This is a genomic window from Streptomyces sp. NPDC017225 (assembly GCF_044331465.1).
Classification (GTDB): domain Bacteria; phylum Actinomycetota; class Actinomycetes; order Streptomycetales; family Streptomycetaceae; genus Streptomyces.
Genome location: NZ_JBIRNE010000023.1, coordinates 58804 through 74512 on the forward strand (window position 1 = coordinate 58804; position 15709 = coordinate 74512).

16 protein-coding genes are annotated in these 15709 nt (G+C 72.6%); 10 read left to right on the top strand and 6 right to left on the bottom strand.

The annotated features are described in order from the left end of the window. Positions 1-38: 38 nt before the first annotated feature. From ACH4NX_RS33345 to ACH4NX_RS33365, 5 genes are all read right to left on the bottom strand, one after another. A complete protein-coding gene (locus ACH4NX_RS33345; protein WP_351399792.1) occupies positions 39-1226 on the bottom strand; it encodes an NAD(P)/FAD-dependent oxidoreductase in 1188 nt (395 codons plus the stop codon). 40 nt (positions 1227-1266) lie between these two features. Beyond that, on the bottom strand, positions 1267-1500 hold the full coding sequence (locus ACH4NX_RS33350; RefSeq protein WP_351399794.1) for a phosphopantetheine-binding protein: 234 nt from the start codon (positions 1498-1500) through the stop codon (positions 1267-1269). 247 nt (positions 1501-1747) lie between these two features. Next, positions 1748-3331 carry an amino acid adenylation domain-containing protein gene (locus ACH4NX_RS33355; protein WP_351399796.1) on the bottom strand — a complete coding sequence of 528 codons (1584 nt, stop codon included), beginning with the start codon at positions 3329-3331 and terminating at the stop codon, positions 1748-1750. A 62-nt stretch (positions 3332-3393) separates the two neighbouring features. Further along, positions 3394-4035 carry an LmbU family transcriptional regulator gene (locus ACH4NX_RS33360; protein WP_351399798.1) on the bottom strand — a complete coding sequence of 214 codons (642 nt, stop codon included), beginning with the start codon at positions 4033-4035 and terminating at the stop codon, positions 3394-3396. Between the two features lie 142 nt (positions 4036-4177). Next, positions 4178-4417, bottom strand: coding sequence for an MbtH family protein (locus ACH4NX_RS33365; protein ID WP_351399800.1), 240 nt, complete (start codon positions 4415-4417; stop codon positions 4178-4180). Between the two features lie 647 nt (positions 4418-5064). On the opposite strand from ACH4NX_RS33365, the gene ACH4NX_RS33370 reads away from it, so the two are divergent. From ACH4NX_RS33370 to ACH4NX_RS33405, 8 genes are all read left to right on the top strand, one after another. Continuing rightward, positions 5065-5337: a thioesterase domain-containing protein gene (locus tag ACH4NX_RS33370; protein ID WP_398129920.1), complete on the top strand. Its 273-nt coding sequence runs from the start codon at positions 5065-5067 to the stop codon at positions 5335-5337. Next, positions 5310-5813 (top strand): thioesterase II family protein, encoded by a 504-nt coding sequence (locus ACH4NX_RS33375; protein WP_398129919.1) that lies wholly within the window; start codon positions 5310-5312, stop codon positions 5811-5813. Before ACH4NX_RS33370 ends, ACH4NX_RS33375 begins: the two co-directional genes overlap by 28 nt. A gap of 253 nt (positions 5814-6066) precedes the next feature. Beyond that, complete coding sequence (locus ACH4NX_RS33380) at positions 6067-7230, top strand: serine hydrolase domain-containing protein (protein ID WP_351399803.1); 1164 nt, start codon at positions 6067-6069, stop codon at positions 7228-7230. A gap of 59 nt (positions 7231-7289) precedes the next feature. Further along, positions 7290-8318, top strand: a complete 1029-nt coding sequence (gene argC, locus ACH4NX_RS33385; protein ID WP_398129918.1) for an N-acetyl-gamma-glutamyl-phosphate reductase — start codon at positions 7290-7292, stop codon at positions 8316-8318. Further along, complete coding sequence (gene argJ, locus ACH4NX_RS33390) at positions 8315-9490, top strand: bifunctional glutamate N-acetyltransferase/amino-acid acetyltransferase ArgJ (protein WP_351399807.1); 1176 nt, start codon at positions 8315-8317, stop codon at positions 9488-9490. The genes argC and argJ overlap by 4 nt, the downstream gene beginning before the upstream one ends. Beyond that, the gene (gene argB / locus ACH4NX_RS33395; RefSeq protein ID WP_398129917.1) at positions 9487-10464 is read left to right on the top strand and encodes an acetylglutamate kinase; all 978 of its coding nucleotides are present in this window, start codon (positions 9487-9489) and stop codon (positions 10462-10464) included. Before argJ ends, argB begins: the two co-directional genes overlap by 4 nt. 323 nt (positions 10465-10787) lie before the next feature. Further along, on the top strand, positions 10788-11486 hold the full coding sequence (locus ACH4NX_RS33400; RefSeq protein ID WP_351399812.1) for an LmbU family transcriptional regulator: 699 nt from the start codon (positions 10788-10790) through the stop codon (positions 11484-11486). Positions 11487-11658: 172 nt separating this feature from the next. After that, complete coding sequence (locus ACH4NX_RS33405) at positions 11659-12402, top strand: NUDIX hydrolase (protein ID WP_398129935.1); 744 nt, start codon at positions 11659-11661, stop codon at positions 12400-12402. A gap of 2 nt (positions 12403-12404) precedes the next feature. Here ACH4NX_RS33405 and ACH4NX_RS33410 read toward each other — a convergent pair whose 3' ends face one another. Beyond that, positions 12405-13778, bottom strand: coding sequence for a hypothetical protein (locus ACH4NX_RS33410; RefSeq protein ID WP_351399816.1), 1374 nt, complete (start codon positions 13776-13778; stop codon positions 12405-12407). A 190-nt stretch (positions 13779-13968) separates the two neighbouring features. Between ACH4NX_RS33410 and ACH4NX_RS33415 the strand changes: the two genes are divergently transcribed. After that, entirely contained in the window at positions 13969-14760 is a 792-nt protein-coding gene (locus ACH4NX_RS33415) for a fumarylacetoacetate hydrolase family protein (RefSeq protein ID WP_351399818.1), read from the top strand. Between the two features lie 75 nt (positions 14761-14835). Continuing rightward, positions 14836-15705 carry an acetaldehyde dehydrogenase (acetylating) gene (locus ACH4NX_RS33420; RefSeq protein WP_351399820.1) on the top strand — a complete coding sequence of 290 codons (870 nt, stop codon included), beginning with the start codon at positions 14836-14838 and terminating at the stop codon, positions 15703-15705. Positions 15706-15709: the final 4 nt, after the last annotated feature.

The following is a 15709-nucleotide window of genomic DNA, read 5'->3' on the forward strand; positions in this document are numbered from 1 at the left end:
TGTGTCTCCAATATCGGCGAACCAGGGGGCGGGGCCGCTCAGCCCTGGTCGAGGAGGGTCAGGAGTTCGTCGTTGTAGAAGTCGTCGATGGAGCACGCTCCCGACAGCGTCGAGAAGTACCGGTCGATGTGCTCCTGGTGGCCGACCAGCTTGCGGAGCATCTCGGTGCGTCCCTCGGGCTTCAGTTCGGCCACGTTCAGCGCGCCCTGGTAGTGGTTGAGTGCCTCGTTGCCCAGCTCGTTCTCGTAGCGCCTGAGGGCCCTGCCCAGCGCGGCGTCGTCGTGCAGCCGGTCCCCGACGAGGTCGGTGAGGGACTGGGCCTGGACGAAGGCCTCGGTGATGCCCCGGGCGGTGATGGAGTCCTTGTGGTTCACCGCGTCGCCGACCAGCACCCAGCCGGGCCCGTAGGCCTTGCGGAAGTAGTTCTCCTGGTGGCCCGTGCCGTACAGCTGCTCCTCGCGCCTGCCCGACCTCATCCGCTCGTACAGCTCGGGTGCGGTGGTGCGGAACGCGTCGAGGTAGGCGGGCTCCACGTTCTTGCGGACCTGGTTGTAGTCCGCCTGCGGGAAGTAGGTCATGAGCAGCGTGAGGTCGTCGTTGGTGGGCAGGACGCCGATCCAGCGGCCCGGCCGCTCGTACAGCTCGAAGTCGGCGGGGACGCCGGACCAGTAGCTGTAGTAGGTGGTGGTCATGCGCGGGTGCTCCATGACGTTCTCCGCGCCCGCCTTGCGGGCCACCAGCGAGCGCATGCCGTCCGCGCCGACGACCAGGCGGGCCCGGTCCGTCGTCTCGGCGCCGCCGGGCGTGGAGTACCGCACCCCGACGACCCGGTCGTCCTCGAACACCAGGTCCTTGACCGCGCAGCCCTGGCGGAACTCCACGCCGGACGCCACGGCGCCCTCGGCGAGGATCGGGTCGAGCACGTACCGCCGTGGCGCGTACGTGGTCGTCAGCCCGTCGATCGGCAGGGAGAAGCCCTCGATGCGGACGTCGGGTCCCTGGTAGACCTGGTGGGTGATCGGCTGGGCGCCCGAGTCGCGGATCCTGTCCAGCAGTCCCCATCGGTTGAGCAGCGCCACACCCTGCATGTGCAGGTAGTGCGAGGAGAGCGTGTCCTGCGGGAAGTTCGCTTTCTCCAGGAGCAGGACGCGGTAGCCCTGCCGCGCGAACAGCATGGCCGTCGGCGATCCCGCACAACGGGCACCTATGACAATCACGTCGTACATGGCGCGCCTCTCTCACCAGTAGTTCTTCGACACAACGGGGCTACGGGGCGGTCGTCGCAGCCTGGGATTCGATGTACGCGGAGATGGACGCCACCGTCGGGTTGAGGAACATCTGGTCCATCGGGACCTCGACGCCCAGCTCCTCGATGTAGGCGCCCTGGATGCGCACCATGACCAGGGACTGACCGCCCAGGGCGAAGAAGTCGTCGTCGACGGAGATGTCGTCGCGCCGGAACTCCCGGCACCAGATGGCGCGCACGCGCTCGGCAGTCATCGCGGTCCTCTCGGTTGTCATCGCTGTTCGCCTGTGTCGTTCGGATCAGGTCGCAGGAAATCGGCGGTTCCTCGTTGGCGCGGGTGAGCGGGGGCTGGTGCGTGCAGCCGCAAGGCGGAGGAGGGAGCGACGCGGAGCGGTGGGGACCCCTCCCGCTCGGGCGAAGTCGAGAGTGGGGAGAGTGACGACAACGCCGCAGATGTGCGTGCCGGCCCCCGCGTCTGCGGCATGATCCGAACGGCACCCCCTAGGCCGCCGTGCCGCTGCCGGCGGGCTGCCTGCCGCGGGCGTCGGCCAGCGCGGCGCGGTCGACCTTGCCGTGCGGGCTGAGGGGGAGCCGCGGGATGTTCAGGAACCGGGCGGGGACCATGTTGCGCGGCAGGTCCCCCAGCAGACGGGCGCGCACGTCGTCCTCGGCCAGGTCGTCCCCGGCCGGGACGAGGAACGCGGTCAGTTCGGCCTCGCCGGCGTCGGTGTGCGCGACCACCACCGCGGCCTCCCGGACGCCGTCCAGCCGGGCGAGGGCGCGCTCGACGTCGGTGGGGTCGATGCGCATGCCGCGCACCTTCACCTGGGCGTCGATCCGGCCGAGGACGACGAGGTCGCCTGCCTCATTCACATAGCCGCGGTCGCCCGTGCGGTAGATCCGGACCCGCTCGCCGCCGGCCTCGGCCGTGGTGAACTTCCGGTTCTCGGGGCCGGCGTTGAGGTAGCCCGCGCCGACGCCGGCGCCGGCGATGCAGATCTCGCCCCGTTCGCCCGGGGCCACGTGGCGCAGGTCCTCGTCGAGGAGGTGGATGTCGGTGTTGTAGGCCGGCCTGCCGACGGGCGGGAGGTCGTGTCCGCCGGGGCGGTGGCCGGCGAGGTCGTAGGAGGTCGCGACGTCCGTGCACTCGGCGACGCCGTACTGGTGCAGGAGGGTGCAGGTGTTGCCCTCGCGCCGCGCCCAGTCGGTGAGCCGCTCGGCCTTGAGCGCCTCGCCGCCGAAGAGGATGTGGTCGAGCCGGGTGAGGGCGTCGCCGCCGCGCGCGGTCTCCCAGTCCACCAGCACGTACAGGGTGCTGGAGGCGCAGTGCAGCACGCGGATGTCGTTCTCGGTCAGGACGCGGTAGGCCATCATGGCGTCGAAGTTGCGGCTGGCCATGAGGTACTGGGTGGCGCCGCAGAACAGCGGTGTCATCAGGGCGCGCTGGGAGAGGTCGAAGCCGAAGGCGCTGACGACCAGGTTGTCCGACCCGCTGTGCAGGCCGTACTCCAGCCTCAGCCAGTTCATCAGGTTGAACCAGCCCTCGTGCCGCACCGCGGTCAGCTTCGGTGTCCCGGTCGACCCGGACGTGAAGACGGCGTAGCAGACGTCGTCCCCGGTGACGTCGGTGTCGGGCGCGGTGGCCGTCAGGCCCGCCAGGTGGTCGGCGAGCTGTTCGAGGTCGACGGTCTCCACGCCCGCCGACTCGACCATCGCGGCCGTCGCCGGGGAGGCCACGATCAGGGCGAGGCCGGGGACCTGGCCGAGCAGGAGCCGCAGACGGGCCGCCGGGTAGGCCGGGTCGAACGGCACGTAGGCGGCGCCCGCCTTCAGCGTGCCGAGGATGGCGACGAGCATGTCGGGCGAGTAGTCGAGACAGACGCCGACCTTCGCGCCGCGGCCGTGCCCGCGGCCGACGAGGAACCGCGCGAAACGATTCGCCTTCGCGTCCAGCTCCGCGTACGTCATCCGCCGGCCGGCGTGGACGACGGCGACCGCGTCGGGGGTGGCCGCCACGTGCGACTCGAACCGCTTGTGGACGACGGGCACGGAGGGCAGGGCCACCCGCTTTCCCTGAAGGATCATCAACGACTCCGATGTGGGAGGTGTCCGGGGAATGGGCCGCCGGGGCGCCGGTCGGGGCGCCGTCAGGCGGTGCGCCGCTCGGCGGCGGGGAGGACTGCGGTCTCGAGCATCCGGGCCACCCACTTGTCGACGGGCAGGCCGTGCGCGGCAGCCGCCTTCGCGCAGTGGTCCAACTGGTCCTCGGACAGCTCGATGGTGAGCGTGGTGGCCTTCTGCCGGCGCTTGCCGGCCGCCGACTCGGCGAGCCGGGGCACCTCCCGCTGCTGTCCGTCGTCGCCCGCTGGGGGCTCGGCGGACCCGCTCTGCACGGCCAGGCCGGCCCGGACCGCACGGCGCAGCTCGTTGCGCGACCACTTCTGCTGCTCGGCCTTGCGCAGCCAGTAGTCCTGCTCGGGCGGCGACAGGCGGGTCACCTCGGCGTGGTGCGCGAAGCTGAGGCTGTCGCGCCTGCGGTGGTGCTCGAACCGCCGGGCGACCCAGGCGTAGTTGCGCAGGGTCTGGTAGTCGAGCCCGGTCCGCTCGATCGCCTCCTTGTACCGTCGCCAGCCGTAGGTGGTCTCCCCGTAGATCAGCCAGTCGGCGAGCCACCACGCCGAGGAGTTGACCAGCTCGCGCAGATCGCTGCCGATGCGCTCCCAGGACCGCTCCGGCAGGTTCTCCGGGAAGATCAGTCCCGACTTCCGCACCGAGGTCCGGGACCCCACGAAGGGCAGGACCACATCGCGCTGCGCGGGCTCACCGCCACTCGGCGCAGGCCCCGCGCTCGCGGTTTTCACAGCGCCCCTCACAACCTTCATCTCCCCACTCAGAGTGCTTGCCTGGACGTCCGGGCCCGCGTCGCGGCGCTCAGTCCGCCGCCATGGCCTCCCGCAGGCTCCTGGGGCGCAGGTCGGTCCAGTTCCGCTCGACGTACTCCAGGCACTCGGACCTGGCCGCCTCGCCGAAGACCACCCGCCAGCCGGCGGGCACCTCGGCGAACGCCGGCCACAGGGAGTGCTGCTCCTCGTCGTTGACCACGACGAGGAAGCGGCCGCTCTCGTCGTCGAAGGGGTTCGTGCTCACCTGGGCACCGTCCTTAAGCGTCATGGTGTGACTGGGGATGGGATGTCGCCGGGCCGGTGCGGGACGGCACCGGACCAGGGGGTGTCGTTCGGATCCCGCCGGGGCGCCGGTCGGCGTGTCCGGTCGACGGGACACTCGGCTGTCCGGTCGACGGGACATCTGGCATCGGGGCGTCCCCGGCGTTGCCCCGTCACCGTAGGGACTCGGCCGGCGGCGCTTCAAGGGCGGCGGGCCCGTCGGCGGACCGCCCGCCCCGGCCGGGCCCGCACCCGCCCGGATCGCCTGTACTTCGCCCGGCTCCTGTGCCAGCATGCCGCCCGTTGCCCGCACCGGCGGGCCCGGCCCCCGCAGCCGACGGGCCCGCGCGCCGTTCGCTCCGGTTCGAGCGGGGGCGCGAGGCCTTGGGAGCGGTGGCCGCGGCCGCGGCGCCCTCGTACGGGTTCGGCGTCCCGCCCTGCCCGGTCGCCGGCCCGCCCGCCGTCGCACGGCGCGTTCGGCGTCCGCTCGGCAGCCGCTGGACGGGGCGGCCACCGCCCGGGTGTCCGCGCCGCGCCGCCGAAGGACCGTTCGAGAACCGCCCACGCGCGGTGGAAGCCGCCCCGTGCCCGGGCCCACCGGCCACGTCCCCGCTCCATGGCGCGAGGACGCGTGGCCCGATCCGAGGGAGAGCGATGGACAGCACCCGACCCGCCCTGCGCCTCTTCGTCATGCACCACGCGGGGGGTTCACACCTGCTGTACCGCACCTGGCCCGCCGCGCTCCCGGACATCTGGGACGTGCGGCTGCTCGACGCCCCGGGCCACGGCCTCCTGCTCGACCAGCCGCGGATCCCGGACGCCGGCCGTCTCGCCGACCACCTGCTGCGCCACGTCGAGCCCCCCACCTGGACCGCCCCTACGCCCTGTTCGGGCACAGCATGGGCGCCCTGGTGGCGTACGAGATGACCCGGCGGATCGTCGACCGGGGCCTGCCGCCGCCGGTGTGGCTCGGTGTGTCCGCGCGTGCCGCGCCGGACCCGGCACGGCCGGCCGAGACGTACCGGGAGCCGTCCGACGCCGAGCTGCGCACGCGCCTGGGACTGCTCGGCGGCACACCCGACGCGATCTTCGCCGACCCCGAGCTGTGGGCCCTGTTCGATCCGGTCATCCGGAACGACCTGCGTCTGGTGGACACCTGGCGGCCGGTGCCCGGCGCCGCTCCGCTGCCCGTGGCGCTGTCGGCCTTCGCGGGGCGCGAGGACCGCTGTGCGCTGCCGTCACGGATGACCGGCTGGGCGGAGCACACCGAGCGCTTCCTGGGCCTGCGGACCTTCGACGGCGGTCACTTCCACTTCCAGGACGATCCCGGGCCGCTGCTGCGGCTGATCGAACGGGACGCGACCGCGGCCCTCGCCGCGGCGGACGCGGCGCGGCTGTCCTGACCCGCCGGCCGGTGCCGCGAGGCGCCTGCCCAGGAGAGGAGCGCGCCCGTCCGCACGGCCGCGCCGGGCGGAGCCGGCCAGGCGACAACCACCTGCCGCGAAGCGGCGCCCGTCGTCCGCCCCGTGTGTCCGAGCGGACGTCCAGCCTCCTCCGACACGGGCGGCCTACGGTGCCGCGAACGGAGCGCACGAGACGGCGTCGGCCGACCGCGCGGCACGCACACCAACGGGGAGCGGGAAGATGACGACACGGATGAGACCGAGGACCGGCCTGGTCGCCCTGGCGGCCGTCCTGATCACGGCCACGGCCCTGACGGGACCCGCCGGAGCGGCACGGGACACGGCTGCCCCGGCGGCGGGCCACGAGGCGACCCGGCACGCGATCGAGGCTGCCGTCGGCGCCGGTGTCCCCGGCGTCGCCGCCGAGGCGCGCGACGCCGACGGGGTCTGGCGGACGGCGGTGGGCGTGGGCGACCTGCGGACGGGCGCGGCGCGCGGCGCGCGCGACCGGTTCCGCGTCGGCAGCATCACCAACACCTTCGTGGCGACGGTCCTGCTCCAGATGGCGGCGGAGCGAAGACTCTCCCTCGACGACACCGTCGAGCGCCATCTGCCCGGCGTGGTCACGGGCAACGGCAACGACGGCCGCACGATCACCGTGCGGCAGCTCCTCAACCACACCAGCGGCCTGTTCGACTACCTCGCCGAGCCGGCCTACTACCAGAAGTACGTCCTGGGCGACGGCTTCCTGAAGCACCGCTACGACGCCCTGTCCCCCGGGCAGCGACTGGAGGTGGCCTTCTCCCACCCGCCGCTGTTCCGGCCCGGCGCCCGGCACGCCTTCTCCCACACCAACGACCTCCTGGCCGCGCTGATCGTCGAGAAGGCCGGCACCTCGTACGAGGAGGAGGTGCGCACCCGCATCGTCGAGCCGCTGAGGCTGAGGGCGACGTCCCACCCCGGCCCGGGCACCGTGCCGCCCCGGCCGAGCGGCCGCGGCTACTCCAAGCTCTTCTTCGACACCCGGCCGGACCGGATCGACGACGTCACCGCGTTCCACGGTTCCCAGGTCTGGGGCGACGGCGACATCATCTCCAGTACGGGTGACCTCAACCGCTTCTACCGGGCCCTGATGCGTGGCAAGCTGCTGCCGCCGCGCCAGCTCGAAGAGCTGAAGACCACCGTCGTCAACCCCGATCTGCCGATCTCGTCCTACGGACTCGGCATCGAGCGGCTCGAGCTGGGCTGCGGCAAGACCCTCTGGTACCACGACGGCGGCACGGTCGGATCGCTCACGTTCGTCGCCACCACCGAGGACGGCCGCCACCAGTTCACGTTCAACTACAACGGCGACTGGGAGGTCTCCCAGCTCCTGCCCACCCTGAACGCCGAGTTCTGCGGCACGACGTCCGGCTGACGCCGGGGCGCCGCCCCCACGACGTGTGAGAACGACATGCCTGTCCCCCAGGAGGGTTTATGACCGTGCGAGCAGCCGTCGCCGGAGCCAGCGGCTATGCGGGAGGCGAGCTTCTGCGCCTGCTTCTGGCCCATCCCGGCGTGGAGATCGGTGCGCTGACCGGCCAGTCCAGCGCGGGCCGGCGGCTCGGCGCAGTGCAGCCGCACCTGGACCCGCTGGCCGGACGGGAGGTGCTTCCCACCACCGCCGACGCCCTCGCCGGGCACGACGTGGTCTTCCTGGCCCTGCCGCACGGCCGGTCGGCGGCCGTCGCGGAGCGCCTCGGCGACGACACCCTCGTCGTCGACTGCGGCGCGGACTTCCGCCTGGCGGACGCCGCCGACTGGGGGACGTTCTACGGCACCCCGCACGCGGGCACCTGGCCCTACGGGCTGCCCGAACTGCCGGGCGCACGGGTCGCGTTGACGAGGGCTCGGCGCGTCGCGGTACCGGGCTGCTACCCGACCGCGGTCCTGCTGGCCCTCTTCCCCGCGTACGCGGCGGGGCTGGCCGAGCCCGAGGCGGTGGTCGTCGCGGCGTCCGGCACGTCCGGCGCCGGAAAGTCATCGCGGGCGGACCTGCTCGGCAGCGAGGTCATGGGCTCCATGCGTCCGTACGGCGTGGGTGGCGGCCACCGGCACACGCCGGAGATGACCCAGCACCTCGGCGCCGTGGCGGGCCACCCGGTCGCCGTCTCCTTCACCCCGACCCTGGCGCCCATGCCCCGCGGCATCCTCGCCACCTGCTCCGCCCCGGCGCGGCCCGGCGTCGGCGTGGACGAGGTACGCGCCGCCTACGAGAAGGCGCTGGGCGACGAGCCGTTCGTACGGCTGCTGCCCGAGGGCCGGTGGCCCAGCACCGCGGCCGTGTACGGATCGAACACCGCGCAGGTCCAGGTGGCCCTCGACCCGGCGGTCGGCCGGATCATCGCGATCAGCGCCATCGACAACCTCACCAAGGGCACCGCGGGCGGGGCCGTGCAGAGCATGAACGTCGTCCTCGGCCTTCCCGAAGAGCTGGGGTTGTCCACGATCGGAGTCGCACCGTGAGCGTCACCGCGGCACGAGGGTTCACCGCGGCGGGCGTCGCCGCGGGCATCAAGCGCGACGGCGGCCGGGACCTGGCTCTCGTCGTCAACGACGGACCGCGCCACGCGGCGGCGGGCGTCTTCACCTCCAACCGGGTACGGGCGGCGCCGGTGCGATGGTCCCGGCGGGTTCTCGCGGACGGGGGGATCCGCGCGGTCGTGCTCAACTCCGGTGGCGCCAACGCCTGCACCGGGCCCCGGGGTTTCCAGGACTCGTGCGACACCGCCGGGCGGGCCGCGGAGCGGCTCGGCCTGACCGCGTCGGACGTGGCGGTCTGTTCCACCGGGCTCATCGGCGTGCCTCTGCCCATGGACCGGGTCCTGGCCGGCGTCGACGACGCCGTCACCCGGCTGTCCGCATCCGGCGGCCAGGACGCGGCGATCGCCGTCATGACCACCGACACGGTGCCCAAGACGGCCTCCGTCACCCGGCTGTCCCCCCGGACGGCGTCCGGGGCGGGCTGGACCGTCGGCGGCATGGCCAAGGGCGCCGGCATGCTCGCCCCGGGCCTGGCCACCATGCTCGTCGTCCTCACCACCGACGCCGATGTCGGGGCCGACGCCCTCGACCGCGCCCTGCGCGACGCCACCCGGGTCACCTTCGACCGGATCGACTCCGACGGCTGCATGTCCACCAACGACACCGTGCTGCTGCTCGCCTCCGGCGCCTCGGGCCTCACCCCCGAGTACGCCGGGTTCGCCGAGGCCGTACGCACCGTCTGCGAGGACCTGGGGCGGCAGCTGGTCCGGGACGCCGAGGGCGCCGGCAAGGAGATACGCGTCGAGGTCGTGGGCGCCGCGAGCGAGGACGACGCCGTGGAGGTCGGCCGCTCCGTCGCCCGCAACAACCTGCTCAAGTGCGCCGTGCACGGTGAGGACCCCAACTGGGGCCGCGTCCTGTCCGCCATCGGCACCACCTCCGCCGCCTTCGAACCGGACCGGCTGGGCGTCGCCGTCAACGGCGTGTGGGTCTGCAAGGACGGATCGGTGGGCGAGGACCGCTCACTGGTGGACATGACCGGCCGTGAGGTCGGGATCACCGTGGACCTCGCCGAGGGCACGGACTCCGCCGTCATCTGGACCAACGACCTCACCGCCGACTACGTCCACGAGAACAGCGAGTACTCCTCATGAGCGCGACTCCGTCCCCCCGGCCGGCTCACCGGCCGTCCGGCCCAGACCGCTTCGCCGGGTCCGCGGCCCTGCCCAAGACCCATGCCCTCGTCGAGGCCCTGCCCTGGATGGCGCGCCACCGGGGCGAGACCGTCGTCATCAAGTTCGGCGGCAACGCCATGGTCGACGACGGTCTGAAGGCCGCCTTCGCCAAGGACGTCCTGTTCCTGCGGCACGCGGGCCTCAACCCGGTCGTGGTGCACGGCGGCGGCCCGCAGATCAGCGCGCAGCTGCGCCGCCTGGGCCTGGAGTCCCGGTTCGAGGGCGGGCTGCGGGTGACCACCGACGAGACCATGGACGTCGTGCGGATGGTCCTGGCCGGACAGGTGCAGCGCGAGCTGGTCGGTCTGCTCAACGAGCACGGCCCGCACGCGGTGGGCATGACGGGTGAGGACGCCCGCCTGATGACCGCGGTCAAGCGCTACGCGAAGGCCGGCGGGGGGCCCGTCGACATCGGCCGCGTCGGCGAGGTCGTCCACGTCGACACGGGGGCCGTGCGGGCCCTCATCGACGACGGGCGCATCCCCGTCATCTCCTCCATCGCCCGGTCCGGTGACGACAAGGACGCCGCCGGGGGCGGGGTGTTCAACGTCAACGCCGACACGGCCGCGGCGGCCCTCGCCGCCGCGCTCGGCGCCCAGACGCTGCTGATCCTGACCGACGTCGAGGGTCTGTACGCGAACTGGCCGCACAGCGACGAGGTGATCCCGCGCCTGACCGCCCGCGAACTGGCCGCGCTGCTGCCCTCGCTGGCCTCCGGGATGGTGCCCAAGATGGAGGGCTGCCTGCACGCCGTGAACAACGGGGTGCGCACGGCCCGCGTCGTCGACGGCCGGGTCGAGCACGCCATCCTGCTGCCGATCTTCACCGACCAGGGCGCCGGCACGGTGATCGTGCCGGACGACGCGTCCGGTCGTGAGGGGGCGACGGCATGAGAGGCGACGGGGGCGTCACCGGGGCGGGAGACGCGGTGACGCCGGACGTCGTCCGGATCGCCCCGCCGCCGACCGTGCCGGGCCGTGAGGGGAACATTTCCTGAAGGGCTTCGGCGCCGTCCTGTCCGAGGTACTCGACGAGGGGCACAGGGCGGCCCGAACGCCGTGACCGGCCGCCGGCAGGTCACCGACGGTGCCTGTCGGCGGCCGGTGCCGTGCCACGGATAGATGCACCGTACAGCCGTTCGAGTGCCGCTCCGACGCCGATCCAGCCAGCTCTGAGAGATTTCTCGCCAGTTGTGTGCACCCTTCCCCATGGAGGCATGATGGCGCGTCAGGCCGGACAGTCCGCGGGGTCGCATGGCGGCCCGGCAACCGCTCTCCCGCAGACCCCGCCCCGGCAGCCGCATGCCGCGGGGGCGGCCACGCCGCGCCGGGGCCAGGTGCTGACGACCAAGGTGGGCCTGCAGATGCCGGCCGGGATGGCCTACGACGAGTGGGAGCGCGCCGGGCGCCAGCTCGCCGACGTCCTCGACTCGTCCTCCTGGTGGCTCGGCGACTGGCTCGTGTACGGCAAGGACCACTACACCGACCGGTACCAGCGCGGGATACGCGCCGTCGGCCTCTCCTACCAGACCCTGCGCAACTACGCGTGGGTCTCGCGTCGTTTCGACCTCACCCGGCGCCGGCCCGCCCTGAGCTTCCAGCACCACGCCGAACTGGCCTCCATGCCGACCGAGGAGCAGGAGCTCTGGCTCGACCGGGCCGAGCGGCGGCAGTGGAGCACCAAGCAGCTGCGCGGCGCCATCCGCGCCACGCGCGGCGACGAGCGGCAGCCACCCGCCCCCACCGAACCGAGCCGGCGTCTGGAGGTGCCCGGCGGCCGCCTCCAGTGGTGGCACAAGGCCGCGGAGCAGCTGGGCGTCGACTTCGAGCAGTGGGTCACGGCCACACTGGACAGCGCGGCCGCGACCGCTCTGGAGGAGCTCGACGGGCCGGAGGAGCGGGTCCAGCCAAGGTGAGCTCAAAAGCCGCCACGAGATGATCTTGAAGGGGTGAGTCTCGGTTTCGGCTTCCTCGAACGTGGGGTTCGTGCTGTCGATAGTGGGTGCGGGGCGGCCCGCGTTCTCCCAGGTGGTCGGCCAGTCGCGTCGGATGGCGAGGGACGCGAGTCGGAGTGGGTTCTACGATGGGCTGGTGACCGAGACGCTGCCCCCCGTGGGCATTGACCTCTTCGATGTTGAACGGGTCTTGCTGGCCGAAGCTGCGGAGCCGCCGGTGCCGCCCCGGGATGCTGAGGCCCGGGACCGGGTGTGGGACATGGCGGTGCGGGCCAACCCCGCTCTCTTCGACGGGCCTGTGGTGGCGTGTGGGGGGCTGGAGCGGACGGGCCCGCGCGTCCTGCGTCTGTCGTGGGTGCGTGTGACTTACCGGCACTACGCTTTGCGTCGCGTTCCCGGCGCCACTGCGCTGCCCTCGTTGTTCGTGAACGTTGTTCAGCCGACTGACGACGGCCGTGTGCTGGTGGCGAGGATGTCGCCCTCTACGGCTGCCCCGGGCCGCTGGCAGCTGCCAGGAGGGTCTCTGGAGCCTCCCCAGGACGGGGCGGTACTGGACGAGTCGGCCCTGGCCGGCCAGGCCGCGCGGGAGCTGGTCGAGGAGTTGGGAGTCGGCGCGGCTTTCGAGGACCTGAAGCTGTGGGTGGTCACCCGCGGCGAGAACGGCAGTGTCGGCCTGACCTACCTGGCACCGGCCCTTCCCGAGGCAACGCTGCGCGCGGACTTTACCGCTGCTGCGGCAGCCGAGCGCGCCCAGGGCCGTGAACCCGAACTCGACGGCATCGCCCTGGTGCGCTCACCGGACGAACTGGCCGTTCTGGCCGGTCCGCACGCGGACTACCTGGAGCCGGTCGTCCGCCGTTTCTCCGGGTGCCGCTGAGGTCAGACGCCGGAGAGGAAGTCACGTCCCCGTTCGTCGAGCTCGGCCACGCACCGCAGGCCACGGGCCCGGAAGCGTGCGAGGTCGCCACGCATGCGGGAGACCGCCTTGCGGGTACGGACGGAGCGGACACCGCCCATGTGGTCGATGGCCCGGTGCCAAGTGGCGCACGCCTGCTCGATGCTGCCGCGCTTGAGGTGCATCTCGGCGCCCGCGACCAGGTCCAGGGCGACGATCCGCGCGTAGGTGTCCGCCGGGCGGGCCGTGGCGGCCAGCGCGTACTGCTCGGCGGCGGCCCGGTGGTCTCCCAGAGTCTCGTGGACCTTGGCTGTGCGGGAGTACACCGACGCGGCCGGTGGGCCCCAGGCCAGCGCCCAGAACGGCACTTCGTCGCCGGGAGCGGCAGTCAGCAGGGTGCGGGCGTGTTCGGCCTCGGCGAGGGCCGCGCGGCGTTTGCCGCTCTTGGCCAGGGTGTGTGCGTGGACGACGCGGAAGAGGGCTTCGGTCTGGGCGTCGACCCGCCCCTTGGCGCGGTTCAGGCCGGTCTCGGCCAGGCCCAGGCAGTGCTCGGGGCGGTGGAGCCTGAGGCCCTGCATGGCCATCGTGCGCATCACGAATCCGTCGTGCCCGCGCAGGCCGGATTCGGCGGCCAGGGCGTAGGACTGGAGGTAGTAGCGCTGGGCGAGTCCCTGCTGACCTGCGTCGTAGCTTTTCCAGCCCAGCAGGTGGACGCCTCGGCTGGCGGCGGAGAGCATCTGCCGGCGGGCTTCGTCGGTGCGGAACCGGGCCCGGCACAGCGGGGCGACGTCGTCGCGGAGGTAGGTGACCAGGGCGCTGCGGCCGTGTTGTCCGCCGTGGCGTTCGTCCATCTCGGAGAACGCTTGGATCATGTCGCGGACGGCGGCGACTTCGGCCATGCCGACGATGTGGCCGGTGCGGGCGGCCTGGGTGCGGGAGGCGATGTCCTGGAGGTGGCTGAGGGGTAGGGCTGCGGCTGCCACGGAGTAGGCGGAGCCCGTCAGGAAGCGGCGGCGGTCCAACTCGTACCTCCACATCGGCAGCAGAACATCCAGCGGGTCGCTCCCGAGGGACTGTCCGATGGCGTCATTTTCGAGCTCTGGCGGGGAGGGCAGGCCGAGGTCGGCGGGGGCCAGGAGGCGGCCGAGGCGCCGGGAGAGCGCGACGGCGAGGTAGCGGGGTGTGTCGCCGCGGGGCACGGATCCGCTGAGCCAGTGCTCGACGTTGGATTTGTTCGTGCGTAAGCGTGTGCCGCATTCGGCGGCGACCGCGCAGACCGCCTTGGCCAGCGCCTCGTAGGTGAGGCCGGATTCGGCGACAAGGGCGCTGAGCTGGATGTTCGGCATGCGGGTGGTCATGAGCACCTGTCCGGATATACGCGATATACCGCTTGGCCTGCCCGACACCGTACCGCTGTGCGGCGAGCGCCGGTTGACTCTTCATCAGGCCAGACATCGGCGGCCAGTACCAGTGCCCGCCCCCGGATCTGCTCCTGTGCCCACATCCGCGAACCGCATGTGGTGCCCCATGCCCCGAGGAGGGATTGCCATGGACGACCAGGAGGATCGCTGGATCGCCGCTTCGGCGTCTGCTCTGCTGGCGGCGGAGTACGAGCAGGTGCCGATCGAGGCGCTGACCGCCCGGCGGCCGGGACTGCCCTTGGTGACGGCCTACCGGGTGCAGAAGGCGGCGGTCGCCCGGCGGATCGCGGGTGGCGCCCGCGTCGTCGGCCACAAGGCCGGGGTGACCTCCAAGGCCATGCAGGAACAGATGGGCGTCGACGAACCGGACTCGGGCGTTCTGCTGAACGACATGGTGCTGCCTGCCGGCAGCGCCGTGGCCCGGTCGGTGCTGATGCAGCCGCGGGTGGAGGCCGAGATCGCGTTCCGGCTCGGCTGCGATCTGGCAGGCCCGAACGTGAGCGAGGACGAGGCACGGGCGGCGGTGAAGGAGGTGTTCCTCGCCCTGGAGGTGATCGACACCCGGTTCACCAGTTGGCGGATCACGGTCGCGGACAGCATCGCCGACAACGCCTCGTGCGCTCGGGTCGTCACCGGGGTCATGGTGCCGCTGAGTGCGGAGATGGACCTGGCCGCCGAGGCGCTGGTCGTCAGTGTCGACGGCACCGTGGTGGTCACCGGAGCGGGCCGTGCCGTCCTGGGGGACCCGCTCCGTGCCCTGGTCTGGCTCGCCGGTCGGCTCCACCGCTGCGGCGACGGCCTGCGCGCCGGGCAGCTGGTCCTGGCCGGGGCCGTGCACGCCAGCCTCCCTCTGGAAGCCCGGAGCACGGTACGCGCCCGCTCGCCGCATCTGCCGCCGGTCGAGCTGCACGTGCGCTGATCCGCGGAGCCCGGCGTCGGCCCCAGCGCCGCACCCCTCATGCACCACCCCTCCCCTTGGACGAAGGAGCGGCCGATGGCTACGGATGAACAGCGTCTGCGTGTCGCCGTACTCGGCGCGGGCCTGATCGGGATCGACCTCGTCGATAAGATCCGCCGGTCAAAGAAGCTGGAACTGGCCTTGGTGGCAGGCCGCGACCGGGACAGTCTGGGACTGCGCCGGGCGGCCGACATGGGCCACCCAACCACCGATGGCGGGATTAACGCCGTGGCGGAGGGCGGCCCCTTCGACGCGGTCTTCGACGCCACCAACGCCGACAGCCACGCCGAGCACTGGGCCGCGCTGCAACCTACCGGCACCACGCTGATCGACCTGACCCCCACGGGACTCGGCACGGCCATCGTCCCGGGCGTCAGCAGCCACCAGGCGGCGGCCCACCGGCACCTGAACCTTGTCAGCTGCGGCGGGCAGGCGGCCATCCCGGTCCTGCACGCCATCGCCCAGCGCTGCACCCCCACCTACATCGAAGTGGTCTCCACCGGGGCGAGCGCGAGCGCCGGCCGGGCCACCCGCCTGAACCTCGACCAGTACATCGCCACCACCTCCGCCGCGATCCGGACCTTCACCGCCACCCCGGACGCGAAGGTGATGGTCAACCTCAGCCCCGCCCGGCCCGCCCCGCCGTTCCGGGTGGCCATGACCGTCCTCGCAGAAGACATCCGTGCCGCACCGGTCCGCACGAGCATCGCGACCGCGGCCCAGGCCGTGCGCGCCTACACGCCCGGATACAAGATGACCTCCCTCGCCGTGACCCCAGGCCGGATCTCGGTCGCGGTGGAGGTGACCGCCTCCGGCAGCCGCCTGCCCCGCCACGCCGGAAGCGTCGACATCATCAACGCCGCCGCCGTCCTGCTCGCCGAGCAGTCGGCCGCCACCTCCCGATGAAGGG